The organism is Neobacillus sp. 114 (assembly GCF_030127045.1).
In the GTDB taxonomy this organism is placed as follows: Bacteria; Bacillota; Bacilli; order Bacillales; family Cytobacillaceae; genus Neobacillus; species Neobacillus rhizophilus.
Map to the genome: position 1 here is coordinate 1389453 of NZ_CP126144.1, position 26452 is coordinate 1415904.

A 26452-nucleotide genomic window follows, 5' to 3' on the forward strand; every position below is an offset into this window, starting at 1 on the left:
CCATCATCGGTTCACGCTAATTTTATATTGGACATTAAACAGCCAGCATTAAAGCTAAATATCCAGCAAGGATAAACAAGATACTCGTGATAATGGACATCATTTTTGGCGCCTTTTTGGTAAAGGTTAAGATGATCATTCCCAAAAAAATGAATGCTAATATGAAAAGCCCAATTGACATGAGACCAGGTGAAAAATGAAGCGGAAATGCAACCTTGCCATCATGAATAAAGGTAAAAAGCGGTGAATAACCAGACTCAGAAAGGGTTGTTTGGATATTATGCGGAGGCGATTCCTGGCCAAGTGCCCCTGTCATTGAAAAGATCAGTAACACGACAACACTTTCAAGCCGAGTCCAAGGCAGCGGATTAAATGCCGAGTCACTTGATAGTTTTTTCCGAATCAGGATGCTGTTAATAAAAGCATACGCCAACAGCGGAGCAATGGCTAAATGTTTAAGCAATAGTGCCTGTCCCCAAGATAAAGACCACGAATTGACATAATCACCTTCATTCATCGTATAGCTCATTAAGTCAAATCCTGTCAGGGCAATCAGGACTAAACAAGCCCCTGCTACAGGGGTAAACCACTTTAAGAACCGCTGCCAATTGGCGTGATTTTTTGAAAACCAGCTGACCGTGACAAGAATTCCTATCCATGTGCAAACGGCAAGAAAATGGGTCGAATGGGTGAAATAACCCTGCCATCCAGCAATGGAGCTGGCATGACTCGCTGAACCACGCACATTAATTAAAATGATGGTAAAGATAAGCCCTATAAAGGAAAAGATTCGCTTTTTATCAAGGCGGATAGGTATTAAAAAAATCAACAGAATAAAGCTGATTACAGCAGTACGGACCCAAGACTTTCCAACTTCAAAGTTGAGGAGTACGGATTTAACGGTCATGCCTAGTCCTAGGTCCTTATACAAATAAAGAATAATTTTTAAAACCGGTACAAACGAAAGAAAAGCAACTCCGAGAGTTGCTGTCAGCAATAGACCTTTTGAGATTTTTATTTGAGGGCGTGCCGTTTCCGGAACAAGCTGTAAAATAAAACTACCTAACAATATGGAAAAGCACAAATAAAGTAAGGCTTCGCTAAGGACATTCGCTATGAACATTAAGCACGCTTCCTTCTATAGAGTAACCAATAGCTTCCCGCACCGACGACAATTAAAAGGCCGACAGAGGCAGGGATCACATAGTTTTTAAAGGTTGGTTCGTCTGTTTGAACATTCTTGGCCATGACAGAGGCACTATTAGCTTTCTGTTCTTTTACTGGAGTATCCGCAGTTTTGTCTGCCTTTTCCGTTGATGCTTGCTCGGTAGAAGTGCCTTCCGTTGAAGCAGCAGCTTTTTGAACCTCAGGCAGCTGTACCGTAAATGGAATATCGCCCTCTAATAGATGGCCGTCAATTCCGATAATCTTCCAATGAACAGTATATCCGCCGTTTTCTAATTTATCCGTTGGTGTTCCGACTAATTTATTGCCATCAACAGTAACCAGTGACAGAGGGACTTCCGTACCGTTTTGATTTTTCATTGTGAAGGTGCTGGTCTGTTCTAATTTTGTTTCAAAGGTAAGGGTAATATCTTTAAGCTCCTGTGTTACCACCTCGCCGTTTTTCGGAGAGGAATCCTCCAAATGGGAGTGCGCGAATACATTCGTTCCTAATAGAAAAAACAACATGGATACCATGAAGGAGATTTTCTTTATCATTGTTTTCAACTCCATTATATTGTTAACTTCCTTGTTGTTCATTCTATCATTTTTCTCCGAATGAATATTAGTTTGACGGCATTGTTCACAAACATGTCAAATTATCTGTAGGATTGCTTAGAAATGAATTCCCCTTTACTGAAGGATTGGCTCCTTGTTACCTTTTGCAAAATTTGCCGAACTACTTCATTCAACCCTTTAAAAACAGGTACAGACATGAAGCTTCATGTGAGCAGGCGTGTTCACAGCACATTCTAAGTCCACTCCTTAATCGACCATTTCTAATTCCATTTTATCTGGTTTCTAATCTGCTTGTAGTGATATCTATCAATACAATTTTTTGATATTACGTTCTATTTTAAGAACGTAATGTTCGTTTATCTGCTATAATAAATTTATCTTTGTCTTTATATATATCACGTATCGGCACATTAATTTGTTGAAAGACTGTATAGTGAGAGGGGGGCTAATGTGAGGCTTTGTTTTTTCTTGTTGGGTGCAGGAACGTTGGATGCGCTTTTGACACATTTCGGAATATCTTTAGGAGTCGTAGAAGAGGGAAATCCTCTGATAAAGGCGGTCATTGAAAAAGGCTGGGAGTATTTTTACCTAATTAAAGTTTTCCTTCCCATTTTGTTAATTGGTTTATATTATCTTAATCCCTTAAAGGGAAGGGTTCGCACCCTTTTAATTTCCGCTTGTGTTCTTTATTCTTCTGTGCTAATTTTCCATATGGTATGGATTCTCCTCTATCTCAATACCTCGGCCTAACCTTTGCCAACTAGACACTTGCAACTAATTACGTTAGTATCAAATACAACATGAAAAATGATTTAGAAAAGGGAGTACAACATGTTAAATAATTTAAAGCCATTTTTACAAGAGACATGGGAAAAGTCTGGATTTCAATCTGCCACCGCCGTTCAAGAACAGGCTGTTCCATTAATTCTAGAGGGAAAAGATGTGATTGCCGAATCGCCCACGGGAACCGGGAAAACTCTAGCCTATTTACTGCCATTGCTGAATCAAATAGATGCTGATGCGCAGTCCCTTCAAGCGGTTGTCCTGGCTTCCTCCCAGGAGCTGGTGATGCAGATTTTTCAAGAATTCCAGAAGTGGTCGGAAGGCAGCGGCATCAGGGGCACATCGATTATCGGCGGGGCCAACCTGAAACGCCAGCTTGAAAAATTAAAAAAGCGCCCGCATGTCATCTTTGCCACGCCAGGAAGGCTGCTCGAATTGATTAAGCAGAAAAAAGTGAAAATGCACGAGGTTAAAATGATTGTCCTGGACGAAGGCGACCAGTTGCTAATTCATGAGCATTTGGGCTCAGTGCAAACTATTGTGAAATCCACGATGGCTGACCGGCAAGTCGTGTTGTTTTCTGCGACACTGAAGCCTGCAGTCGAAAAGACTGCTAGGGAATTAGCAAAAGAGCCAGAATTTATACGAGTTTCTCGGAATGATGCGGCTTCAGCCGGTGGAGAGGTTGAGCATGTTTATTTTGTCAGCGAACGCCGTGACAAAATAAAATTGCTTGAAAAAATAGCCCGCCTAGAAGGTAGCAAGTCGCTTGCCTTTATCAATGATATCGGCGAACTCCAGGTGATGAAGGAAAAGTTCGATTTTAAAGACCTTTCTGTTGGAATATTACATAGTGAAATGAAAAAGCTAGACCGTCAGGCGATCCTGAAAGCGTTCCGTGATGGAAAGCTGAACATGCTGATTGCTACCGATGTGGCCGCAAGAGGGCTGGATATTCAGGGGGTCACTCATGTTGTCCAAATTGATTTGCCAAAGGATATCACCCAGTATATCCACCGCGCCGGCAGAACTGGAAGGATGGGTGCGGATGGTATGGTCATCTCATTGGTAACAGACCGGGAAGAGCGGGAATTAAAACAGTACGGCCGGGAATTAAAAGTGTCGGTTGAAAAAAGAATTTTCTTTAGAGGACAAATCGTGGCGGAGCAGCAGACGCTACGGCGTTAGAGGGTTGTGGATTTTCCACAGCCTTTTTTTCATAATGGAAAAGGATTTTAGGTAACTTTCTTGAATAATAAGAGGTGAAATTGGAGGGGAAACGTGATGCAAAGTCCAAAATTAAAAACGTTTTTTGAAGAATGGCTTGAGGAAGTCACCATTAGTGAAATTCAAGAAAAATTAGAAATCGGCGAGCTTACATCCAAGGAATTGGTCCTGTTATATTTAAAACGGATTTCAGTTTATGATAAGGAGATTCATTCGGTTCTGGAAATAAATCCAGATGCCTTACAGATAGCGGAAGCACTTGATGTAGAACGAAAAGTGAAGGGGCCGCGCAGTCCGCTGCATGGCGTTCCGATTTTAATAAAGGACAATATTGACACTCATGACAAAATGCATACCAGTGCTGGGTCGCTAGCTTTAAAGGATTCTATTGCCTTGAAGGACTCCTATGTTGCCGAGCAATTGCGCAAGGCCGGTGCGATTATTCTCGGAAAAACAAATATGACGGAATGGGCCAATTTCATGGCGTATGGAATGAAAAGTGGCTATAGCTCGCGCGGTGGACAGGTATTAAATCCGTATGGCCCAGGCAAATTTGATGTCGGCGGGTCGAGTTCGGGTTCGGGTGCAGCAGTGGCTGCCAATTTCGCCGCCGCCGCGGTTGGGACGGAAACTTCTGGATCAATTTTAAATCCATCCTGTCAAAATTCCCTAGTCGGCATTAAACCGACAGTCGGGCTGATTAGCCGCCGCGGGATTATTCCAATTGCTCATACCCAGGATACAGCAGGGCCAATGGCAAGAACGGTGGAGGATGCTGCGATTCTCCTTGGCGCTTTAAGCGGCCGGGATGAGGCAGACCCAATTACATTGTTGAATCCACTGGCCGGGGTCGATTTTTCAAAAAGCCTTCTTAAGGACGGTCTGGCAGGTAAAAGGATTGGCATCGCGGTTGATGGGTTCCTTGAGCTTTTAACGAAGGAAAAGCAAGAAGTTTTTAAGGCTGCGGTGGAGGCTTTGAAATCATCTGGTGCGGAAGTGGTGGAGAAAATTGAAATTCCTTGCGCCAAAGCGGAATGGAAATATGATGTGTTAACATATGAATTTAAGCCAGACCTGAATGCCTATTTGAACGGTTTACACCCATCTGTCACAATTCGCAGTTTGCGCGACTTGATTGCGTTTAACAATGCGGATGAAGAGCGAATGCTGAAATATAGCCAGGCAGTGCTGCTGGAGTCCGAACAGACAAGCGGATCTTTAACAGAGTCTGCTTATGTGGATGCGTTGGAATTTGACTTATATCACTCGACAGAGCAAGGAATTGATTATGCTTTGGAAAAATATCGGTTGGATGCAATTGTTTTTCCAGGCGATGAAGGGTCACACATCAGCGCCAAAGCGGGGTATCCATCCATCGCTGTGCCGGCTGGGTTTACTGTTAGTGGTGAGCCGGTGGGGATCACGTTTGCCGGAACCGCCTACAGTGAACCTGTTTTGATTGAGGTGGCCTATGCCTTCGAACAGCTGACAAAATTAAGAAAAGCACCTGTTTTAAGTTTAGAATAAGTCATTTTGTTTTCACTCATACTATCAATGACTTTTTAAAAAAGGAGCTGATTAGTGTGGGTAGAACGAAACTCGGCAACGCAAATGCCCAGCGTAATAACAACCGCAAGAAAGCCATGAAAACAAGCTCTGAATTGGTTGAATTTGAAACTGGCGAAGCTTTAAAACAGAACCGTCCGCACGGGAACCCTAGATAACTGAGATAAAAACGCCTCCCTTGAGCGACTGGGAGGCGTTTTTTTGGAGAAAGGTCGAATTGTAGATATCCACTGAAAAATTGTAGATATCCGCTAAAAATTTGTAGATATCCAATTGGGTGTCCTTTGACTATTGGTCAACGAAGGTCGTTACCCACATCTTAGGTCATAATCCGCACCTATTCTACCAAATTCACCCTTCCGACAGCAATTCCAGTCCTTCCTTGGCCGGACCTTCGATCACTTCGCCTTTAAAGGAATACCGGGAACCGTGGCATGGGCAGTCCCAGGTCTTTTCGGCATGGTTCCACTCACATTCGCAGCCGAGATGGGTGCAGGTGGTGTCTACCACAAAAAGTTTGCCGTTATCATCCTTGTAGCCGCCGGCTCTTTTTCCGTTAAACATGACGGAACAGCCCTCACCGGCAACCAACTCATCTGCATCCTTCGGAACAAATTCAATTTTCCCTTTAATAAGATGCTTGGCAACGTCCAAGTTCGTCGTAATGACATTTTTTAATTCAGGGTCAGCATTGAACCGGTGCGGAGAATACAGGTCTTTATAAGGATTGTCCCGGCCCAATACATAATCACGAAGCAGATGCCCGGCAAAAATGCCTGTCGTCATGCCCCACTTCTTAAATCCGGTCGCCAGCAAAACATTCAACCGGTCTTCCGTAATCGGGCCGATATACGGAACCTTGTCCAAAGTGATCAAATCCTGCGCGGACCAGCGGTAGGCATATTCCTTAATCCCAAATACCTCTTCAGCAAATGCCTCCAAGGCTTCAAAATGCTTCATCGTGTCTTCGCCCTGGCCAGTTTTATGCTTCTCGCCGCCCACAATAATCAACTTTTCCCCATCTATAGGCGTATAACGGATGGAGCGGGGCGGGTCGTCGGCGCTGATATACATGCCGCCGGGAAACTCTTTATCCGTCTTGATTCCAATTGCGTAGGATCTGCTAGCATACATTCTTGCAAAATATAGCCCCGGTTTATCGTAAAAAGGAAAATGCGAAGCCATGATGATATGCTTGCAGGCTACACGATTGCCTCCTTTGGTTACTACCACAGGCTGCGGACCTTCCGCATCCTCAATATCCCAAGCCGTCGTATGTTCATAAACCTGACTGCCGGCCTTCACAGCTTCATCCAAAAGTGCCCGCAAAAACTTCAACGGATGATACTGAGCCTGGTTGTGCATGGCCAAGGCTCCTGTGACTTGAATATTAAAAGGAATCGTATCCTTTAACGTGCCAGGAATCCCCAAGCGCTGGTAGGCTTCCGATTCGGTTCCAAGCTTCTTCTTCGACTGCTCCGTAGTGGCATAAACATAGGCATCTTCCTTGCTAAAATCACAGTCAATTCCTTTTTCATTTACAAGCCGTTCCACGAACTCAATAGCCGAAGAGGTTGATTCGTAATACTGCCGGGCTTTTTCCTCGCCAAAATGGCTAATTAATTCATCATAAATAATGTCATGCTGGGCCGTTAATTTAGCGGTCGTATGACCTGTAGTGCCGTTTAACACAGTGCCGGCCTCCAAAATTGCGACCTTCAGGCCTTCCTGTGTCAATAAATAGGCAGCGGTGATACCGGTTATTCCAGCGCCGACTATAGCCACATCAACAGACAAATCCTCATTTAAGGCTTCAAAAGAAGGCAATTCAATTTCCCGCCAATAAGGCTTCGGAAACCTTGGAATTTTATTAGAACTCATAAATACCCTCCATTACCAAAATAATCTCATGTTTAATTTTTCCTAAATTGAAAAATCAATGTAAGTTTATAAAATAAAAAAAAACCCTGCGTTAAACAGGGTTCCGTTCAATTATTTTCACCATTTAAGACTTGTCTGTAAATTGGGTTTCGGTATTGCTGTCGATTTTATCTATACGGGTCGAGTCTTCAATATCCAAGGCACTTCTTAGAAAGTGAACCAATACACCACCTGCAAGACCAAGACAAATCACCATGCCAATTGTCGTAACCCACCAGACACCCACGATATTCCCCCTTAAAATCTTTTTAAAAATATATGCGCAAGGGGAAATAATCTTGCTAATTATCCTTTTTCTTTAACTCAGAATAATAATCAACTTTTTTAATATTGACGCCGACAAACGTCTCAATAATGGATTGGCCTCCGGCAATGGAAAAAATAAAAATAAAAACTAAAGTTATTTTGGGAAAAATCAAATAGGCGCCTCCCAGAATAATCGCGCTCCAGACACCGGCACACCAATAACACTTTAATAAGTAACCAAACAGGGATTTTGGGACCTCCTTGGTATGTACCTCCCCGTTCTCCGTTTTCACCTCCACTTTTTTCATAAATGGCCTGCGAATGGATTCGGTGATTTTATCAAAAACGATTAAATGGGTAAAACGATAGCTCGCCAAAATTAACATAATATAAGTCATCCAAGAAATGTCTTTCACTTGTTTTTAGGCCTCCACAAGCCTCGTAGCAACGGCTTTAAATTATATTTATCCTTCCCTGTATATTTTGAGCCTGAAATCAAAATTCTATATTCGGAGGAGGTGTAAAATGAAAAAATCTCTATGGTTTAGTTTCTTGTTTTTGCTAGCTCTATTTTGTATCCCAAGCGTGTCATTTGCCCAGCAAATCTATACGGTTCAGCCGGGAGACTCGCTTTGGAAAATTGCAGTCAGGTATCAGGTAGGTCTCTCGGAAATTATCTCCGCAAATCCCCAGTTTAAAAATCCGGCTCTCATCTATCCAGGCCAAAAGGTAACGATTCCGGATTTAGGCGGTGTAAAATCAATTGAGAATCAAGTCATTCAATTGACCAATCAAGAACGGGCGAAAAATGGCTTAAAGCCGATGACCGCGGATTGGGAACTTTCACGGGTTGCCCGTTATAAAGCGATGGATATGCGGGACAAGGGTTATTTTAGCCATACAAGCCCTACGTACGGAAGTCCATTTACAATGATGAAGAGTTTTGGAATTTCCTATCGCAGCGCAGCCGAGAACATTGCTGCTGGGCAGACAACACCGGCCTCTGTGGTTCAGTCATGGATGAACAGCTCTGGGCACCGCGCCAACATTTTAAGCTCTAACACTTATATCGGCGTTGGTTACGCAAAGGGCGGTTCATACGGACATTATTGGGTGCAAATGTTTATATCTAAATAACATGGAAGAAGGGTCGGTTTCGTAGGAAACTGGCCTTTTTTGGCTAATAAGAAAGTATAAATTTTATCAAATTTATACTTTCTTAACGCATAAGTGCAACTACGCCTCTGTCTTCGCCCTTTGGGGCTCGCCAATCGGCGAGTTTTCTTTATGTTTCTTCGGGCCGATCCCTTCTAAGACTCTAGACCTATCCAAAAATCCAGCTCTAGCGCAATTATGGAAACCATGGAAAAAAGGTAAGATGAAATCAAGATAAAGAAAGGGAGTGAACAACGAAATGAAAAAGTTTGGTTTATTGGTTGCGGGGGGTATCGCTGCAGTGGTGTTACTTTCCACTATCGGTCCAATGGTAGGATTAGTGGTCAGCCTGGTGCTTCTTTACTTCATAGCAAAGCAATTTTTAAAAGCAGATTCCATCTGGGCAAAAATAGGTCTTGGGATTATCGGATTCATCGTCCTGATGGCAGCTTTCCATAATGTACCTGCCATCATCGGTGCCGTCGCAGCATATGTGCTATATATCATCTACAAAAAATGGAATCAAAACAAAACTATCAAGTTTAAGGAAGAATCCGATCCATTCGTTAATTTTGAAAAACAATGGACCGATCTAAACAAAAACTAATATTTAAAGGAGAGTATGATCATGACCAACTTATTTACAAGAATTAAAAACACTGTTTTAGCCGATTTACATGAGGCACTTGACCAAAAGGAAAACAAAAACCCGATTGCCCTGCTGAATCAATATCTTCGTGAAAGCGAGCAGGAAACTGAAAAGGTAAGAAAACTGGTAGAACGTCAGTACCGTCTGCGGGATGAATTTACAAAAGAACTCCATCAGGCTTCGGAAATGGCCGCGAAAAGAAAGTATCAAGCCGAAGTGGCTGCGAAAGCCGGCGAGGAAGAGTTATATCAATTTGCTCAAAGCGAACTCCAACAATATGCTGCCCGTGTTGAGCGCCTAAGTGCCTCACTTGAACAAACAAAAGGTCAGCTTGGGGAATTGGAAAGAAAATATGAAGAAATGAAGCATAAGCTGAAAGACATGCAGCTTCGCCGGATGGAACTGATGGGCCGTGAGAACGTCACGCGTGCCAACCAGCGCATGAATCAGGTATTAGACTCCAATAATACCTATTCGGATAAAGCCTTCTCCCGCTTCAAGGATATTGAGAACTATCTTGACGGCCTTGAACACAAGGTGAACAGCTCATATTACCGCAGCACGATTGACGCAAGGGTTGCCGAATTAGAAAAAAACATAAAATTGGAAGAAAGCAAGTCCATTTCTTAACCAAAACATGGTATTCTTAAGAATGAAGGCGTAGGGTCCTACGCCTTTTGCCCATACATATAACGAGAGGAGAGGTGAACCGATGTTTAAAAATGTAAAAAATGACTATTTAGGCTGGCTGATGCTTGTCGGCGTGGTCATATTGCTATTAGAAATATTATTTTTCAACAGCGGGCTCATTTTCTCTTTATTTATAGCAGGCGGCATGGTCTATCTGGGCCGAAAAAGGTCCGGAAAAAAGCTTGGCAAACTTCTATTCATCGGCGGAATCTTTTTCTTTGTCATCAGCGTTTTAAACATGATGACCTTTAAATTTTTTCTATTAGCGATATTACTGCACTTTTTTATACAGTTTATTACCTCGAAAAAGAATCCCAATAAAATTGATCTGCAAATCATCGAAACGGAGAATACAGAAAAAGAAGAAACTCTCATTCAAACAAAGCCTTTGTTTGAGAATATCTTTTTGGGCCAGCAAAAAACGCCGGTCGGTGTTTATGAATGGAATGATATCAATATCCAGGCCGGCATCGGCGACACAATCATTGACCTTAGCTATACGATGCTGCCTAAAGGGGAAACGGTCATATTTATCCGCAACCTGATTGGGAATGTGCAGATTCTCGTCCCGTATGAGGTGGACGTCAGTGTCCAGCATTCCTGCCTGGTAGGTTCCTCTGTTGTTTTAGAACATCATGAACGGAAAATGTTTAACCAGGTTTTTCAATTAAAAACACCGGGATATGAAGAGGCCGAGCACAAGGTGAAAATCTTTACATCGCTCATCGTCGGGAATTTAGAGGTGACCCGCATATGAGTACAACAGGCCGTCAGATAGTGTGGAGTATCGGTTTTGCCTTAGGTTTGGCGATTATGATTACTGCCGTTTTTACGGTAGTTTTGGAAAATTGGTCGGAACTGTGGACGAGAAATTTCATGGATATTCCGATTATCATTTTTGTTCCTGCTTTCAGTATTGCTGGCGGGATTCTGCTTGGTGCTGTGACGGGGCTTTTTTGGCGAAGGCAGTTTCACAGTATTGAACACTCCCTCCATCAATTGGAGGAGGGAAGGTATACGGATGTTACCGGCAAGCAGCCGGTGGCAGAAATGCAGGCGATTGCCGGACGAATTGAAAAAATCGGCAAACAGCTCGCCGAGCAGGCAAAGCTTTCGCAACGGCTTGCTACCGAAAAGGTCGAGGATCAGGAAGCACGCATCCAGGAAATTATTGAACAGGAGCGGAATCGGTTAGCAAGAGAACTACACGACTCCGTCAGCCAGCAGCTATTTGCAGCCTCGATGATGATGTCAGCCATCAATGAGACGAGGGAAGTATCTGCGGAATCCTTTGAGTCAAAACAGTTAAAAATGGTGGAGGAAATGATTCATCAATCCCAGCTTGAGATGCGGGCACTTCTTCTTCATCTGCGTCCGATTGCCTTAAAGAACAAATCGCTGCAGGAAGGAATTGAAGAGCTGCTGCTCGAATTAAGGCAAAAGGTAACAATGGATATTCAGTGGAAGGTTGAGGAATTTCAGCTTGATAAGGGTGTCGAGGATCATCTTTTCCGGATTCTTCAGGAATCGGTTTCCAACACATTACGGCATGCGAAGGCAAAAAAACTGGAAGTGCTGTTAATCAAGAGGGACCATCTGATTATCATGCGGGTTGTCGATGATGGGCTTGGTTTTGAGGTTGAGTCTGCGAAAGCCGGCTCTTATGGCATGCAGAATATGCATGAGCGGGCGCTGGAAATTGGCGGTACGCTAAAGGTTGTCAGTATGAAAAATAAGGGGACGAGGCTTGAAGTGAAGGTCCCGGTGATGAGTAATGGAGAGGATGCGGATGATTAGAGTAGTCTTTGTCGATGATCATGAAATGGTGAGAATTGGTGTGTCCGCTTATCTTTCAGCACAGCCTGATATTAAGGTTGTAGGTGAGGCGGATAATGGAAAAACTGGAGTCGAGCTGGCGTTGCAGCTGCGCCCAGATATCATTTTAATGGATTTGGTCATGAAGGAAATGGATGGGATTGAGGCGACAAGGCAAATTATCGAACAGTGGCCGGAAGCCAAGATCATTATCGTGACCAGCTTTTTGGATGATGAAAAAGTGTACCCGGCGTTGGAGGCTGGGGCAACAAGCTATATGTTGAAAACCTCAAAAGCGAGTGAAATCGCCAATGCTGTTCGAGCCACATACCAGGGCCAAACCGTTCTTGAGCCGGAAGTAACCGGAAAAATGATGGTGAAAATGCGCCAAAAAAGCCAGCACCTGCCCCATGAGGACTTAACCAGCCGCGAACTGGAAATTTTGCTTTTGATGGCTCAGGGCAAGACCAATCAGGAAATTGCCGACGAACTTTTTATTGCATTGAAAACGGTCAAAACTCATGTTAGCAATATTTTAAGCAAGCTTAACGTCCAGGACCGCACCCAGGCGGTTATTTATGCGTTTAAGCATTCGTTGATTCAATAGATCTTTTAAAGGCTTCCCGAGATTGGGAAGTCTTTTTTGTATGCACCGAAAAAATCCCCTACTAATCCGAGAACTTGTCTCATAAGTTTATAAAAGTGAGATTGATAAAGGGGAATCCAAAATGGCTATTTACTACAAGGGTATTTTCTTTTTGGCGGCAACCGCTTTTTTAGGTGAAGGAATTGAAGTTTTGGTTAATATGATCCTGGCGCGGGAATTGGGCTCCCATGGTCTCGGGCTGTATATGTCCATTCTTCCGACCGTTTTTCTCATTGTCTTGCTATCGAGCTTTGAATTGCCTGTCTCAATTTCCAAATTTGTCGCGGAAAGGGAGGAACGCTATCATCGGAATATCTTATATCATGCGATAACACTTACGATTGTCTTCACGAGTATCTTATTGCTGGCAGGAACAGCGCTGATACCGTTTATCCCAGTATTTGATACCTACCACCCGTACATCAGGTGGCTCGTGCTCCTCTTAATTCCGGTGATTTCCTTTACCTCCGTTGCCAGAGGCTATTTTATGGGGCGACAGCAAATGGGGAAGATTGCGATTTCTAATTTCCTTAGGAAAGCCGTCCAGCTAGGGCTTTTGTTTGCGCTGTTCCGCTTTTTTGAATTTAACGCTGAGACCTCCTTGCTAGTGGCCCTTGGGACGCTGATTGGCAGTGAAATTGTCGTCTTTCTTTACTTAATTTACATGTTCATGATTCAATATCACCACGTGAAACGCCAGCCGTTCTCTAATCTCAATCGCAAGCTTGTCAGGAAAAATTTAATGGCGGTCTCTATTCCAACCACTAGCATGCGCTTGTTTTCGGCTTTTACGGGTGCCATCCAGCCCTTTATTATCAAAGCGGCCCTCGTTCATGCCGGCCTAACTCACACAGCGGCGACTGAACAGTTTGGGATGCTGATGGGAGTCGCGATGTCGATCGGCTTTTTCCCGGCGTTTATAGCCCATTCCTTGCTGATCGTACTTATCCCGGCCGTCTCGAAAACCCATTCTGAAAGGGATTACCCATCGCTTAGAAAGATGCTGCAGCAGGTAATGGTCCTTACCTTCGTCTACGGCATTGCGGCCGTTACGCTTTTTTATTTTTTTGCACCCGAGTTAACCTCTTTATTTTTTAAATCAGAAACATCGGCTATTTACCTGCAGCTGCTCTGGCCGTTTTTCTTATTCCATTACTTCATCATGCCGCTTCAGGCGTTTATGATTGGACTGGATATGATTAAAGAGGCGTTTTTCCATATTATTTGGTCGACGGTCATTGGCTTCGCTCTGATTCTTTGGCTTGGCTCGATGTATGAGTGGAGAATGAATGGAGTCATCATTGGCATGAATACAGGTTCGGTTTTATTGTTCTTGATGCATTATGCTACTGTTTGCAAAAAAATTGGACTTACCTTTTTTATGAAGGGTACTGTTCCAAAAACAATGGAGCATTAATAAATGAAAAAGGAGCTTGGTTCACTTTGAACCAAGCTCCTTTTCTAGTTTAATTAGTCCCGGCTATTCAAAATCCCGAAAATACGAAGGATGCTGACGAATAGGTTGATGAAGTCTAAATATAAGCTTAACGCCATCATTGGTACATCTTCCGGACGGACACCGTAATGCTTCATCCGGCTGATATCAAAGAGAACATATCCGCTGAATACCAGTACACCGATGAAGGAGTAGGCAAGCATTCCGGTTGAGCTTAACGGGAAGAAAATGTTAAAAATCGAAATTGCTACTAACGCAAGCAAGGCAGCGAGCAGGAATCCGCCTAGGAAAGAGAAGTTCCGTTTGGATTTAGCCGCATAAATGGAAATCCCGCCAAACACGACGGTTGTTGTAGCAAACGCCATTACAACAACATTGGCGCCGGCAGTTGCTGCATAATAAGCGACAATTGGATACAGGGTGATTCCTGAAATAAACGTAAAGACATAAAGGAAAGAGTAAGAGATGGCTTTCCTTCTTCTAAAGAAAACAGCAGCGAGAATCATAATAAATTCTAAAATAGCTAATGGCATAAATAATGCAGGCGGAACATAGACACCTGCCATTGTACCAAGAAAGGCAACGGCAAGTGATAACGCGAACGTCCGTAATACCGAAGGCATCATTCCAGTTGAAGTTTGTGTATTATACAATTTATCTTCACCTCATAAATAATTTGCTTACATTAAATATATACGAAAAAGTGGTCAAGGAGTTTCATTTTTTCGTAAAAAATCTTTGTCTTCTTTTAGTAAATCACGAATCTCAGCAAGCAATTCTTCTGAGCGACCTACTTTTACCGGTGCTTGTTCTTTTACCTCTTCCTTTTTCTTGAAACGGTTTAAAAACTTGATAAAAAGAAATATCGTGAAGGCAATGATAAAAAAGTCGATAATGTTTTGGATAAATACTCCGTATTTAATACTTTTAAAGGCCAGATCTTTCACGTCTACTTGACCAGTTAATAAAACAATGATTGGCATAATCACATTATCAACTAACGAGGAGACGATTTTCCCAAACGCCCCGCCGATAATCACACCGACTGCCAAGTCGATGACATTACCTTTCATCGCGAATTGCTTAAACTCATTCCACATACATTTCAACCTCCATAAAATGGTCCAATATATAATTGTAACCATAAATGGAGTTAATCTGCAACCGTGATAAAAGTCTTATGAAATTAACTTCATTTTGATTGCTTTAACAGCCGCATCCGTTCGGTTCTTTGCCTCCAGCTTTTGGATAATAACTGACACGTAATCACGCACTGTGTAGCTACTTAAATGTAGCTCCTTAGCTGCTTCACTAATGGAAGCCCCTTCGGCAATCAGCTTTAGCACGTCTTTCTCCCGAGGTGTTAACAGTGTATCAAAGCTTCCAAACTGCTGGAGTGCCTCATCCCAAATGGAAAACAGCAATTCCCCAGCGTAATGGCCAAATTTAATCAGTGTGGTTAAGGTTTGATTCGACACAAGAAAATCAGAATATTCCCCTTGGTCCAAGATGGCGATTCCAATCAGTTTGTTTTTTGTCGGAACAAAAATAGGCAGCACCACTAACGACCGCAGTTTAAATTCGTGAATATATTTTTCCGGCAGTACTTCTGCAGCATTGGAAAAATAGAGCGGCTGTGAATGCGTTAACGAATTTAAATACTTTTTAATAAGGGGGAGTTTAAAAATCTCCTCCCTAATTTGCTGAACAGATGATGTACTGACGTTATGTCCGGAAACACCAATCCCTTTTTCTTCATATTGATTGTATAAAAATAAGGCACAGCGTTCGAACGGCATATATTCCACTAAGCCTGTCGTAATCGCATTAACGGCATCGCCTGCACTGCGGGAAAGAAGTAGGTGTTGTAAAAATAAAAGCGAAGTATTTTTCCAATCAATTTTGCTTTCCAAATGGTAAAGCTTTAGCTGATGAAGATACATTTCCCTAATAAAATCGATTTGCTGTTCTTTTACTTGAAAATTCTTATTGTTAAGGCAAATAAGCAGGGTGTCATTTAAGCAAGGAATTTGGATAAGGGGAGAATCACCCGAGTTTTGGCCTATTAATCTTTCAATTGCCATGGATAGGTGGCTGGTTTTCCGAGCCTTTAAGGTTTTACACATTTCAAGCAAATGATCGTCTACTGGATTCTCATTGGAACAGACAACGCTATCGATGACATACTCTTCTTTGTCTTTTTTCAAAATGGCAACCCATTTCATTGGGAGAACATTAGTTTCAATAATGATTTTTGCGCTGTAGTCGTTTCGGTATTCCGTGTCCTGACTGAGCAGTGCCTGGTCAAGTATTCTTATGAAAAAGGCTTGAATGGCCTGATGGTCAAGAAATGTGGACTCCGGATCTCTGTCCAGAAGCTTGTGAAACATATTTTCAATGGTTGTGATAAGGGAAAGGGCTTCATATTCATCATACTTGCTGGAAAAACGCTTTTGCCATTCTGCAAGCAAGGATAGGATAAAAGAATCAGCATTAAGGTTTTTATTTTGAAATACATCTTTAATAGCGAACTGAATGATGACATCAATTTCATCTACTAAACTTTGATTGCGATATTTTAATGAAGGCATAAGTTCCTTCCACTCTTTTAAAAAGGGAGAACTTAGCTCGTAAAGAATGGAAAGTCCTTTTAATAAAAGCCGCTCCACTTTTTCTTCCATAAAGCTTCCACCTCCGGACAATCTATATTTATATAATAATATGGAATGGAAAAATTTCCAATACGCCCTTAGTAGTATTCCCCCGACATTTGACGGGGGTGCCTATAAATTTCCGATATTTTCAGTGATTGTAGTTGTCTTGAAAGAAGTGTAAGGTAAAGTAAGTGATTATTATTTAAATATTCCGAATTGTAGGAGGGTTTTTATGGAGAATCCGGTTCAACTTGAAGGAACAACTAGTAAGAAAGCTTTTTGGTCTGCATTGACAGCGGGGTTTTTAGCTCTTGGACTGCTTTTAGTGTCATTCGGCATTTCTGGTGTCGCTTATGCAGTACCAATTGCGGGTGTAGGTGATTTCTATGTTGAGTTTGATAAATTAGAAGGCACAGGATATACCTTCTATCCAAAAATGGGGGAAACAAGCTCAGAGGATTCTGCACCACAAGGAACAAACCTTATTGAAAATTTAACGATTACCAATTTGCAATTATACAAGGATTTTAAGGTAGGCAGTGAGTGGATACGAGTCAAGATTCAGGCTTCCAAGCCAGTTCAAATCAGCGGACTGCAGCATGATGCCGGCCTTATTGAAGCAGATGCCAAGTTCCAGAACCTGGTCCTCGAGGAGAATCACAGTGATGACTGGCAAAAGCAATTCCAGCAAAAATCGTCCACGATCACATTAGAGCATGCCAAATTAAAAACTCATTATCTATTTCAGAAAACGATTAATATGAACGGAATGAAGCTGACTGTAGAAAGAATTAAAAAATAAGGAGGGAACTAGTATGAAAAAATGGCGAAAAAAGCGGCCGTTTTGGGGTGCCATGCTAACAATTATAAGCGGGCTGATGATTTTATGGGTACCGTTAAACTTATATTTAAGCACCTTCCTTCCTGGGTCGATTGCCGTTATTGGTTTATTATTTGGCGGGATGATAACGTTAATCGGAATCATTGCCTTATTTTTCCCTAATGCGTCACGAATTCTAGGGATTTTTACAATATTCCTATCGATATTATCTGTAATTGGGGCGTTAGGCGGGTTTCTCTTTGGAACAATCTTTGGAATTATCGGAGGTTCACTCTTGACAGCATGGCACTTGGGACCGGCTAAAGTGAAGTCTACAAGGTCAAGCGGTGTCGAAGAAACCGTTCAACACACCTTCACCTTCTAAAGGAGACCAAATTATGTGGTGGAAAAACAAATCTTTCTTGATAAGCTGCAGTGTTGCGATCATGTTTTTCTCGCTCTTCTCTTTTAGTTACGGTGCTAGGGCAGAAACAACAACCGATATGGAAGGCTTTATCATTGAGGCAGACCGAGTGGTTGGGACTGGGATGTCAGCTTCCATTGTAGAGCGAGAAACATCCGCAACTGACAAAAAGCCGATGCTGCAAATTAAATATAAATCGGCCACGATATATGGTATGAAATTAACAAAGCGGGTTAATTCCGGCAACGGACCAATAAGCATTGTCTTAAATGCAAAAGGACCAGTTACCGTATATGGAATGACAGTTGATATCTCGGCCATTTCCTTTAAAGGAGCCTGTATCCATGCGGCAGAAACAGTCCCACAGCTAGGGATGGAAAATGTTACGATGGTGGCTCACTTTATGGAGTCAGATGACAGCGTCATCAATCAATTGACACTAAAAACGGTTTCAGGAAACGCTGGCCCTGAAAAGCCGGACCAGCTGCAAATCCTTCAAGATTTAAGCAAGCTTCCTTTGGAGCAATTGAAAAAGGAAATTGAAAAAATCATGTCGGGACACCTGCCGCTTACCTGTGCTGATAGCAACACTGCTGGGGCCTCGGAGGATTTGGTTGGAAAAATTACTGACCCGATTCAGGACGTAATTGGTGGAATCACGGACCCGCTAAGTCCAGTGACAAAGCCTTTAGAGCCGGTTTTGAAACCGCTAGACCCGGTTGTTAGTGTACTTGATCCAGTTTTGAAACCTGTTGAGACCGTCTTGGATCCGGTATTGCAGCCGCTGGAACCAGCTTTAAATCCGCTTAAGCCTGCACTAAAACCGCTTGATCCGGTCGTTCAGCAGTTGGAACCTGTCATCAAACCGTTAGAACCGGTGATAAACGGTACGGTTAATACGGCAAATCAAACGGTGCAGACGGTTTGTTCAAAGCTTCAGTCTGCAAACGGTGTAATTACGAAGGAGCTTGGTTTGCAATTAATCGATGAAGCATTGGCGAAAAAGGTCGATCTAAATCAGGTATGTCCGACAGATACGACTCTGACTAACCAATTGGTAAAAATAGAAGAAAGCTTATTGAATACACTGGGAATTTCAAAGTTGCTGGGATTACTGATTCCGAATGATCCTGTTTCGAAGCTTACCAAATTGCGTGATGAGATTGTGAAAAAACCGGATGGATCGGTCATTTATAGTCAATAGAAAAAGAGCAGGTGTGCCTGCTCTTTCATTTTTTTTTGGATTAAAATGCCCAATTTCCTGCTTTAAAAATAGGTTCTGTCTGTCCATCTTTGGTGATGCCATTGATGTCCATTTCGGCTGACCCAATCATGAAATCAACGTGGGTGATGCTTTCATTCAGTCCATTTTCTTTCAGTTCATCAGATGACATTTTCTTGCCGCCATCAATACAGAAAGAATAAGCGCTGCCAATGGCAAGATGGTTTGAGGCGTTTTCATCAAACAAAGTGTTGAAGAAAAGAATGTTAGATTGGGAGATTGGCGAGTTATACGGAACTAGTGCCACTTCACCCAGATAGTGGGAGCCTTCATCGGTTTCCACAAGATGCTTCAAAACTTCTTCGCCTTCCTCTGCTTTTACTCCGACAATTTTGCCATTTTCAAAAGTGATCGAAAAACGATCGATGATATTTCCGCCGTAGCTGAGCGGTTTCGTGCTGGCGACGGTGCCGTTTACGCCAGTTTTTAACGGAACTGTAAATACCTCTTCCGTCGGCATATTCGCCATAAACTCCACACCATTTTCGTTGATACTGCCTGCGCCAACCCAAAGATGGTTTTTCGGCAGCTCGATCGTTAAATCTGTGCCAGGTGCTTTGTAATGCAGCTTTGCATACCGTTTTTCGTTGAGGTATTTGACTTTTTCATGAAGGGTTTCATCATGCTTTTTCCAGGCTTCGACTGGATTTTCTGCATCCACACGGACTGCTTTAAAAATGGCTTCCCAAAGCTTTTCAACCTGCTTTTCAGTGGGCTCATTCGGAAATACCTTGGCAGCCCAGGCAGGGGAGGCAGAGGCGACGACCGTCCAGCTGACCTTGTCTGATTGTATCGCTTGACGATGCTTAGTCATTGCTTTTCCGGCAGCTTTTTGGAAATTGGCAATCCTCTGCGGGTCTACACCTTTTAGCAAGTCCGGGCTTGAAGACACCACCGACATAAAGGCTGCACCCTGCCCGACTAATTCTTCCATTTCTTTTGCCCGCCACTGCGGGTATTCGTTGAAGACTTCATCCGGTGCCAATTCATATTTTGTTTTCGTGACTACATCATCGGTCCAGTTGACAATGACATTGCGGGCACCCGCTCCATAAGCCTTTTTGACGACCAAGCGAACAAACTCGGCAGAATCCAAGGAAGCGTTGACCACTAAGCTTTGACCTTTTTGAATATTGACGCCGACTTTAACGGCAAGCTCTGCGTATTTTTCAAGGTTTGTCTGGAATTGACTCATATGTATAATCTCCTTTATCAGAATCTTCTTTTATTGTAGCGTTTTTATTTTAAAAAAGAAAATGATAGAGGTAATGTGTATTTTTAAGCAAAAAAAACAGCAGGAACAGTGTTCCTACTGAAGTTTGCTTCCATAAACCTTTATATTAAAATATACCCCCGCGGAAAATAAAACGATAAATGTAATAATACCTGACAATGAAGTGGGAGCCATAAATGTTGACAATTCCACTTTGTCCACCGCCTTTGAAATATGTAATGTTTACACTCTAAGTATAATACTAGAAGGGGTAATTGTGAATAATTTAGTACAATTTTTTGTCTGAAATTTGAACAATAATTAAAGCCTGCTATGCTAGGATCCCAGTTTAATAGATTCTTTTTCAAATGAATAAAACATCAGCCAATAAAAGAAGGCGCTGAGGAGAGTAAGCAAAAATAGTACAAAAAATGTCCAGTTGTATCCAATCCAAACCGTCATTGGAATGGACAACGGGGCAATGGTACGGCTGAGCGTAAAGCGCAGGCTCGCGGCAGCAAAGTACTGTCCCCGCATATGCTCGGGAGCGAGTTTGGACACAAAGCTTTGCTGTAGACCTGCACCCATCAATTCTGCAAAAGTAAATACCGCCATTGCCAAAATCAATCCCCAAATCCACTGCGTTTGGCTAAACAGAATCAATGAAACTCCATATACAACCGATGAAAATACGAAAATATTTCTTTCATTAAAATTAGCTGTCCATTTGGTCACGATGACAGTTAATAACGCAACTAGAAGACCGTTTTCTGCGAGTACTAACCCAAAGGCTTGCTCGCCGCCAACCTTAAATGACCAATCCCCAAAGGAAAGTAGATTTTGATTGTGAACAACATCCTTCATATACACAGGAAACAATAGGTCCAACTGCATGAATGTTTGGCCGGCTAAAACCCCCGCCACGATAAACAAGAGAAACGTTTTATCCCGTACAATTATTACATAATCCCGAAATTGATTGATTAAAAAATAGTACCATTTTCCGTCGACGGATAAAGCTGAAGTTTTTTGAACGGGCACTGTTTCTTTTGTTAATTTTGCTAATATAATGCCAAGCATCATACAAACAATCGCAGCAGCAAGCAATAACTGGAAGCGGTAATGGGCATAAAAAATCCCGCCTAAAATAGGGCCGATGACTACTGCAATATTGATAGATGTATAAAATATGGCGAATACCTGGCCGCGGTGTTTTTCCTCCACTAAGTCGGCAACCATGGCCTGGCTTGCTGGCCAATAAAAGGAGCCGAAAACACCGGCCGCCGCAAACGCTGCGAATCCAAGTATGGGGGACTGAAACCAGGGAGAACTTGCTGCTGAAAAAGCTAAAAAGGAAAATCCTTGCCCGATGGAAGAGAGAACCATCATTCGTTTCCGCCCAAATCGGTCGGCACAGTAGCCGCCCAACAGGTTAGCTGCCACCGCAAATATTTGTGAAAAAACCAATAACAAACCAGCTTTGCTCTTGCCGAATTCCTCTGCAAAATATATCGACAGAAACGGAAAGAACATCCAATAAGTAATATTCATGGCCGCCTCACCGAACAGGCGAACCTTTAAATTCGTATCCCAATCTCTAATCCGCATGAAAAATATCCTCATTTCCAAAAATGGTGCCAATTTATCATACTATTCAAGTGGAAGGGAATACAAGAAAAAAAGAGACTGCTATCCCATCACTTCTTAGCAATAATGTAGTTGAAGTTTCGGAATTACTGAATCCATTAGAGACGTATGCTATATTTAACTTACTGTAATTTGAAAGGATGTTTTAAATATGGCAAAAAGTGTTGTAATTGCTGAAAAACCTTCTGTCGCACGTGATATTGCACGTGTGCTTAATTGTAATAAAAAAGGAAATGGGTATCTAGAAGGCGATAAATATGTCGTTACCTGGGCACTAGGACACCTCGTCACGCTTGCTGACCCAGAAGATTATGATGTGAAATATAAAACATGGAAATTAGAAGATCTGCCAATGCTGCCTGAACGTTTGAAGTTAACAGTAATTAGGCAGACCGGGAAACAGTTTAATGCCGTTAAGAGTCAACTGACTAGAAATGATGTCAACGAAATAGTCGTGGCGACTGATGCAGGGAGAGAGGGAGAATTAGTTGCACGTTGGATTATTGATAAAGTAAAAGTCAATAAACCCATTAAACGTCTATGGATCTCATCTGTTACTGATAAAGCGATTAAAGATGGTTTTGCAAACTTGAAGCCTGGTAAGTCTTATGACAATTTATATGCTTCAGCTGTCGCACGTTCAGAAGCTGACTGGTATATTGGGCTGAATGCAACACGTGCTTTAACGACCAGGTTCAATGCCCAACTAAACTGCGGACGTGTACAAACACCTACTGTTGCGATGATTGCAGCACGTGAGGACGAAATCAAAAACTTCAGAGCACAAACCTATTATGGTATTGAAGCTCAAACATCCAACCAACTAAAGCTGACTTGGCAGGATGCAAAAGGAAACAGCCGAAGCTTCGATAAAGAAAAAATTGAGTCGATTGTCAAAAAGCTTGGCAGACAAAATGCGATTGTAACGGAAATTGAGAAAAAGCCTAAGAAGTCTTTTTCCCCGGGTCTTTATGATTTAACAGAATTGCAGCGAGATGCGAATAAAATCTTTGGCTACTCTGCTAAGGAAACGTTAAACATTATGCAAAAGCTGTACGAGCAGCATAAAGTTTTAACGTATCCTCGTACCGATTCGCGATACCTTTCTTCTGACATTGTCGGAACACTCCCTGAACGGTTGAAAGCATGTGCAATAGGTGAATATCGTCCAATAGCTAATAAGGTCTTAAGTAAGCCTATTAAAGCTACTAAAGCTTTTGTTGATGACAGCAAAGTATCCGATCATCATGCGATAATACCAACAGAAAGCTATGTAAACTTCTCAGCCTTCACAGATAAAGAGCGTAAAATATATGATTTAGTCGTAAAACGTTTCTTAGCGGTATTATTCCCGGCATTCGAGTACGAGCAGTTAACGCTCCGGGCCAAAATTGGTGATGAGAACTTCGTGGCTCGCGGAAAAACTATTTTATCAATGGGCTGGAAAGAAGTTTACAATAATCGCTTTGAAGATGATGATGTGGCAGATGATCTGAAAGAACAGATTTTACCTCGCATCGAAAAAGGCGACACATTAAATGTGAAACTAATCGCGCAAACGGCTGGACAAACAAATCCCCCAGCACGCTTTAACGAGGCGACATTGCTTTCGGCAATGGAAAACCCAGTAAAGTACATGGAAACAACCAATAAACAGCTCGCAGAAACATTAAAATCTACAGGTGGACTGGGAACGGTTGCAACACGTGCTGACATTATTGACAAGCTATTCAACTCGTTCTTAATCGAAAAGCGGGGCAAAGACATTCATATTACTTCCAAAGGCCGGCAATTGCTGGATTTAGTGCCGGAAGAGCTAAAATCCCCTGCTTTAACAGCGGAGTGGGAACAAAAGCTTGATCAAATTGCGCATGGCAAGTTGAAAAAAGAAGTGTTTATCGGTCAAATGAAAAACTACACTAAAGAAATCGTGGCTGAAATTAAAGCAAGCAGTAAAAAATATAAGCACGATAATATTTCTACAAAAAATTGTCCTGACTGTGGAAAACCAATGCTTGAAGTGAATGGAAAAAAGGGAAAAATGCTCGTTTGCCAGGATCGGGAATGTGGGCATCGTAAAAATGTCTCACGTGTTACAAACGCACGCTGTCCACAATGCCATAAAAAACTTGAGCTTCGTGGCGAGGGTGAGGGCCAAATCTTCGCATGTAAATGTGGATATCGTGAAAAACTTTCTGTTTTCCAAGAACGCCGGAAAAAAGAATCCGGTGGGAAAGTGGATAAACGGACAGTACAAAAATATTTAAAGAACCAGCACAAAGATGAAGAACCCTTGAATAGTGCGTTGGCTGACGCGTTAAAAGGGTTGAAGTTTGATTAACACCATACTTAAGGGGCTATTCAAGAAGATTGAATTTCTTTATGAATAGCCTCTTTCATTCATTATCCTGCTAAAGTGATAATGCGCTAAAATTCAGAAAATTTAGTTGACAGGCAAGGTATCTGTCACATAAAATATTATCAAACTAATAATAATTTTTAGAATGGGTGAAAAAATCATGAGGCAGCGCCGAAGAACCGTTCAAAATTTTATAACGTTTATTAAAGAGGCTGGATTCCAAATCTAATCAGAAATGGAATCCAGCCTCTTTCTTTATCTTACTAAAGTAATAGAGGAGTGGAGAGAAATGATCACATTAACAGGTAACAGTCTAACATTGGAGCAAATGAAGGAAGTATTGTACCGCGGCCAAAAGGTTGGCGCTTCGGAACAAAGCATGGAGGCAGCAGCCAAGAGCCGGGAAGCAGTGGAACGAATTGTTTCTGAGCGTAGAGTGGTTTATGGAATCAATACCGGGTTTGGAAAGTTCAGCGATGTACTTATCGATAAAGAACATGTACAGGATCTGCAGTTGAATTTAATCCGCTCGCATGCCTGTGGAGTAGGGGAGCCATTCCCAGAAGTGGTGTCAAAAGCAATGGTCGTTCTTCGTGCCAATGCCCTGTTAAAAGGTTACTCAGGCATTCGTCCGGTAGTCATTGAAAGACTGATTGAGCTAGCTAACAAAGACATTATTCCGGTTATTCCACAGCAGGGTTCACTAGGTGCTAGCGGGGATTTGGCGCCATTATCCCATTTGGCATTAGTGGTTGTAGGTGAAGGCGAAGTATTCTATAAAGGCGAGCGTGTGGAAGCAGGCAAAGCACTTCAGCAGGAAGGTCTTTTCCCACTAACACTTGAGGCTAAAGAAGGTCTTGCTCTCATTAACGGAACGCAGGCCATGACAGCTATGGGGGTCGTCGGATACCTAGAAGCAGAGCAGCTTGCTTTCGAAAGTGAATTGATTGCCTCCATGACGATTGAAGGGTTAAACGGAATTCTCGATGCTTTTGCAGAAGAGGTTCAAGTGGCAAGAGGCTACCAGCAACAGATTGATACAGCAGCAAGAATCCGCCGCTATTTGAGTGACAGCTTATTAACAACGATGCAGGGAGAACTGAGGGTTCAGGATGCTTACTCTCTTCGCTGCATCCCACAGGTTCAAGGTGCTTCCTGGCAAGCCCTTGATTATGTAAAAGAAAAGCTGGAAATCGAAATGAATGCAGCGACCGATAACCCATTGATTTTTGATGACGGGGAAAAGGTCATCTCCGGTGGAAACTTCCACGGGCAGCCAATTGCATTTGCAATGGACTTTATGAAAATCGCAGTAGCAGAGCTTGCTAATATTTCGGAACGTCGTGTGGAACGGTTAGTTAATCCGCAATTAAGCGATCTGCCGCCGTTTTTAAGCCCGCAGCCAGGCCTTCAATCAGGGGCAATGATTATGCAGTATGCAGCCGCTGCCCTTGTTTCAGAAAATAAAACTTTGGCACATCCAGCAAGTGTGGATTCCATTCCATCATCGGCAAACCAAGAGGATCATGTAAGCATGGGGACGATTGCATCAAGGCATGCATATCAAATAATCCAAAATACCCGCAGAGTCCTTGCGATTGAGATGATTTGCGCCATGCAGGCCGTCGAATATCGCGGTGTAGAGAAAATGGCGACCCATACGAAGAACTTCTATGAAAAAGGTCGTGAGCAGGTGGCATCCATTAACCAGGACCGCATCTTCTCAAAGGATATCGAAAGACTGGCAGAATGGATGAAAACCGTGGAATTTTCTCAGTTTATGAAGAAATTAAGCTTCGAAAAATAAACAGTGTAAAAAGGCGTGAAAACTCTTCACGCCTTTTACTCTGTCTGCTCAGGAAGCAGGCGGGCGGTATCCTGCCTGGTGTCCTCTTCCTCAATTCTATTTTTGAAGGCCTCCTGGGTGACAATAAATTCTTCATCCCCGATTGCCTGCTCAGCATGACTCTCGGTCATGGTGTTCTTGGGGAATTCACCCGGATGGTTTTTGTTTTTATGATTAAAATGTTCTCCACGTGCCAAGTCTAACACTCCTTTCGTTATCGCTTGTAGCATGCCCCAATAAAGCTGAAAACATTACCGATTTATTTTTCAACCGAAATGGAGCTTTGTTAT

Annotated in this window: 27 protein-coding genes; 16 read left to right on the plus strand and 11 right to left on the minus strand. The window is 42.5% G+C overall.

What is annotated here, in order from left to right:
- Positions 1–34: 34 nt before the first annotated feature.
- Both QNN06_RS06870 and QNN06_RS06875 read right to left on the minus strand, forming a co-directional pair.
- Positions 35–1123 carry a copper resistance D family protein gene (locus QNN06_RS06870; protein WP_213118173.1) on the minus strand — a complete coding sequence of 363 codons (1089 nt, stop codon included), beginning with the start codon at positions 1121–1123 and terminating at the stop codon, positions 35–37.
- Positions 1123–1722 carry a copper resistance CopC family protein gene (locus QNN06_RS06875; protein WP_217035541.1) on the minus strand — a complete coding sequence of 200 codons (600 nt, stop codon included), beginning with the start codon at positions 1720–1722 and terminating at the stop codon, positions 1123–1125. Before QNN06_RS06875 ends, QNN06_RS06870 begins: the two co-directional genes overlap by 1 nt.
- 471 nt (positions 1723–2193) lie before the next feature.
- Between QNN06_RS06875 and QNN06_RS31365 the strand changes: the two genes are divergently transcribed.
- The 4 genes from QNN06_RS31365 to QNN06_RS06890 all read left to right on the plus strand — a co-directional run bounded on the left by QNN06_RS31365 (position 2194) and on the right by QNN06_RS06890 (position 5477).
- The gene (locus tag QNN06_RS31365) at positions 2194–2493 is read left to right on the plus strand and encodes a DUF5658 family protein (RefSeq protein WP_481819243.1); all 300 of its coding nucleotides are present in this window, start codon (positions 2194–2196) and stop codon (positions 2491–2493) included.
- 81 nt (positions 2494–2574) lie between these two features.
- Complete coding sequence (locus tag QNN06_RS06880; RefSeq protein ID WP_217035543.1) at positions 2575–3714, plus strand: DEAD/DEAH box helicase; 1140 nt, start codon at positions 2575–2577, stop codon at positions 3712–3714.
- A 96-nt stretch (positions 3715–3810) separates the two neighbouring features.
- Positions 3811–5280 carry an amidase family protein gene (locus tag QNN06_RS06885; RefSeq protein WP_284037305.1) on the plus strand — a complete coding sequence of 490 codons (1470 nt, stop codon included), beginning with the start codon at positions 3811–3813 and terminating at the stop codon, positions 5278–5280.
- Between the two features lie 56 nt (positions 5281–5336).
- The gene (locus QNN06_RS06890; RefSeq protein WP_213118169.1) at positions 5337–5477 is read left to right on the plus strand and encodes a hypothetical protein; all 141 of its coding nucleotides are present in this window, start codon (positions 5337–5339) and stop codon (positions 5475–5477) included.
- Between the two features lie 193 nt (positions 5478–5670).
- Here QNN06_RS06890 and QNN06_RS06895 read toward each other — a convergent pair whose 3' ends face one another.
- The 3 genes from QNN06_RS06895 to QNN06_RS06905 form a co-directional block, all read right to left on the minus strand.
- Positions 5671–7200, minus strand: coding sequence for an FAD-dependent oxidoreductase (locus tag QNN06_RS06895; RefSeq protein WP_284037306.1), 1530 nt, complete (start codon positions 7198–7200; stop codon positions 5671–5673).
- 124 nt (positions 7201–7324) lie between these two features.
- Positions 7325–7486, minus strand: a complete 162-nt coding sequence (locus QNN06_RS06900; protein ID WP_213118928.1) for a hypothetical protein — start codon at positions 7484–7486, stop codon at positions 7325–7327.
- Between the two features lie 55 nt (positions 7487–7541).
- Complete coding sequence (locus QNN06_RS06905; RefSeq protein WP_284037307.1) at positions 7542–7922, minus strand: DUF1360 domain-containing protein; 381 nt, start codon at positions 7920–7922, stop codon at positions 7542–7544.
- 109 nt (positions 7923–8031) lie between these two features.
- Between QNN06_RS06905 and safA the strand changes: the two genes are divergently transcribed.
- The 7 genes from safA (at position 8032) to QNN06_RS06940 (ending at position 13878) form a co-directional block, all read left to right on the plus strand.
- Positions 8032–8643: a SafA/ExsA family spore coat assembly protein gene (gene safA / locus QNN06_RS06910; protein WP_213118166.1), complete on the plus strand. Its 612-nt coding sequence runs from the start codon at positions 8032–8034 to the stop codon at positions 8641–8643.
- 277 nt (positions 8644–8920) lie between these two features.
- Entirely contained in the window at positions 8921–9268 is a 348-nt protein-coding gene (locus tag QNN06_RS06915) for a lmo0954 family membrane protein (protein WP_213118165.1), read from the plus strand.
- A 21-nt stretch (positions 9269–9289) separates the two neighbouring features.
- Positions 9290–9940 (plus strand): PspA/IM30 family protein, encoded by a 651-nt coding sequence (locus QNN06_RS06920; protein ID WP_213118164.1) that lies wholly within the window; start codon positions 9290–9292, stop codon positions 9938–9940.
- Positions 9941–10022: 82 nt separating this feature from the next.
- Entirely contained in the window at positions 10023–10757 is a 735-nt protein-coding gene (gene liaF, locus QNN06_RS06925; RefSeq protein ID WP_213118163.1) for a cell wall-active antibiotics response protein LiaF, read from the plus strand.
- A complete protein-coding gene (locus QNN06_RS06930) occupies positions 10754–11797 on the plus strand; it encodes a sensor histidine kinase (RefSeq protein WP_213118162.1) in 1044 nt (347 codons plus the stop codon). Before liaF ends, QNN06_RS06930 begins: the two co-directional genes overlap by 4 nt.
- Positions 11790–12422, plus strand: a complete 633-nt coding sequence (locus tag QNN06_RS06935; RefSeq protein WP_213118161.1) for a response regulator — start codon at positions 11790–11792, stop codon at positions 12420–12422. The genes QNN06_RS06930 and QNN06_RS06935 overlap by 8 nt, the downstream gene beginning before the upstream one ends.
- Before the next feature lie 121 nt (positions 12423–12543).
- On the plus strand, positions 12544–13878 hold the full coding sequence (locus QNN06_RS06940) for a polysaccharide biosynthesis protein (RefSeq protein WP_213118160.1): 1335 nt from the start codon (positions 12544–12546) through the stop codon (positions 13876–13878).
- 53 nt (positions 13879–13931) lie between these two features.
- Here QNN06_RS06940 and QNN06_RS06945 read toward each other — a convergent pair whose 3' ends face one another.
- The 3 genes from QNN06_RS06945 to QNN06_RS06955 all read right to left on the minus strand — a co-directional run bounded on the left by QNN06_RS06945 (position 13932) and on the right by QNN06_RS06955 (position 16598).
- The gene (locus QNN06_RS06945) at positions 13932–14543 is read right to left on the minus strand and encodes a Bax inhibitor-1/YccA family protein (protein WP_213118873.1); all 612 of its coding nucleotides are present in this window, start codon (positions 14541–14543) and stop codon (positions 13932–13934) included.
- Positions 14544–14624: 81 nt separating this feature from the next.
- Positions 14625–15017, minus strand: coding sequence for a large-conductance mechanosensitive channel protein MscL (mscL, locus tag QNN06_RS06950; RefSeq protein ID WP_284037308.1), 393 nt, complete (start codon positions 15015–15017; stop codon positions 14625–14627).
- Between the two features lie 78 nt (positions 15018–15095).
- Entirely contained in the window at positions 15096–16598 is a 1503-nt protein-coding gene (locus QNN06_RS06955) for a response regulator transcription factor (RefSeq protein WP_284037309.1), read from the minus strand.
- A 205-nt stretch (positions 16599–16803) separates the two neighbouring features.
- On the opposite strand from QNN06_RS06955, the gene QNN06_RS06960 reads away from it, so the two are divergent.
- Genes QNN06_RS06960 through QNN06_RS06970 form a run of 3 tightly spaced genes read left to right on the plus strand, consistent with a single transcriptional unit; the run spans position 16804 to position 19019 of the window.
- Entirely contained in the window at positions 16804–17373 is a 570-nt protein-coding gene (locus QNN06_RS06960; RefSeq protein WP_284037310.1) for a DUF6230 family protein, read from the plus strand.
- Between the two features lie 13 nt (positions 17374–17386).
- A complete protein-coding gene (locus QNN06_RS06965) occupies positions 17387–17776 on the plus strand; it encodes a DUF6114 domain-containing protein (protein WP_213118156.1) in 390 nt (129 codons plus the stop codon).
- Between the two features lie 13 nt (positions 17777–17789).
- Positions 17790–19019 (plus strand): hypothetical protein, encoded by a 1230-nt coding sequence (locus tag QNN06_RS06970; protein WP_284037311.1) that lies wholly within the window; start codon positions 17790–17792, stop codon positions 19017–19019.
- Between the two features lie 40 nt (positions 19020–19059).
- On the opposite strand, the gene QNN06_RS06975 is transcribed toward QNN06_RS06970, so the two are convergent.
- Together QNN06_RS06975 and QNN06_RS06980 are read right to left on the minus strand one after the other, a co-directional pair.
- On the minus strand, positions 19060–20292 hold the full coding sequence (locus QNN06_RS06975; protein WP_213118154.1) for an aminopeptidase: 1233 nt from the start codon (positions 20290–20292) through the stop codon (positions 19060–19062).
- Positions 20293–20646: 354 nt separating this feature from the next.
- Positions 20647–21918: an MDR family MFS transporter gene (locus tag QNN06_RS06980; RefSeq protein WP_213118153.1), complete on the minus strand. Its 1272-nt coding sequence runs from the start codon at positions 21916–21918 to the stop codon at positions 20647–20649.
- 190 nt (positions 21919–22108) lie between these two features.
- On the opposite strand from QNN06_RS06980, the gene QNN06_RS06985 reads away from it, so the two are divergent.
- Together QNN06_RS06985 and hutH are read left to right on the plus strand one after the other, a co-directional pair.
- Positions 22109–24298 (plus strand): DNA topoisomerase III, encoded by a 2190-nt coding sequence (locus tag QNN06_RS06985; protein WP_284037312.1) that lies wholly within the window; start codon positions 22109–22111, stop codon positions 24296–24298.
- 307 nt (positions 24299–24605) lie between these two features.
- Positions 24606–26123: a histidine ammonia-lyase gene (gene hutH / locus QNN06_RS06990; protein ID WP_284037313.1), complete on the plus strand. Its 1518-nt coding sequence runs from the start codon at positions 24606–24608 to the stop codon at positions 26121–26123.
- 35 nt (positions 26124–26158) lie between these two features.
- On the opposite strand, the gene QNN06_RS06995 is transcribed toward hutH, so the two are convergent.
- Positions 26159–26359: a hypothetical protein gene (locus tag QNN06_RS06995; protein ID WP_213118150.1), complete on the minus strand. Its 201-nt coding sequence runs from the start codon at positions 26357–26359 to the stop codon at positions 26159–26161.
- Positions 26360–26452: the final 93 nt, after the last annotated feature.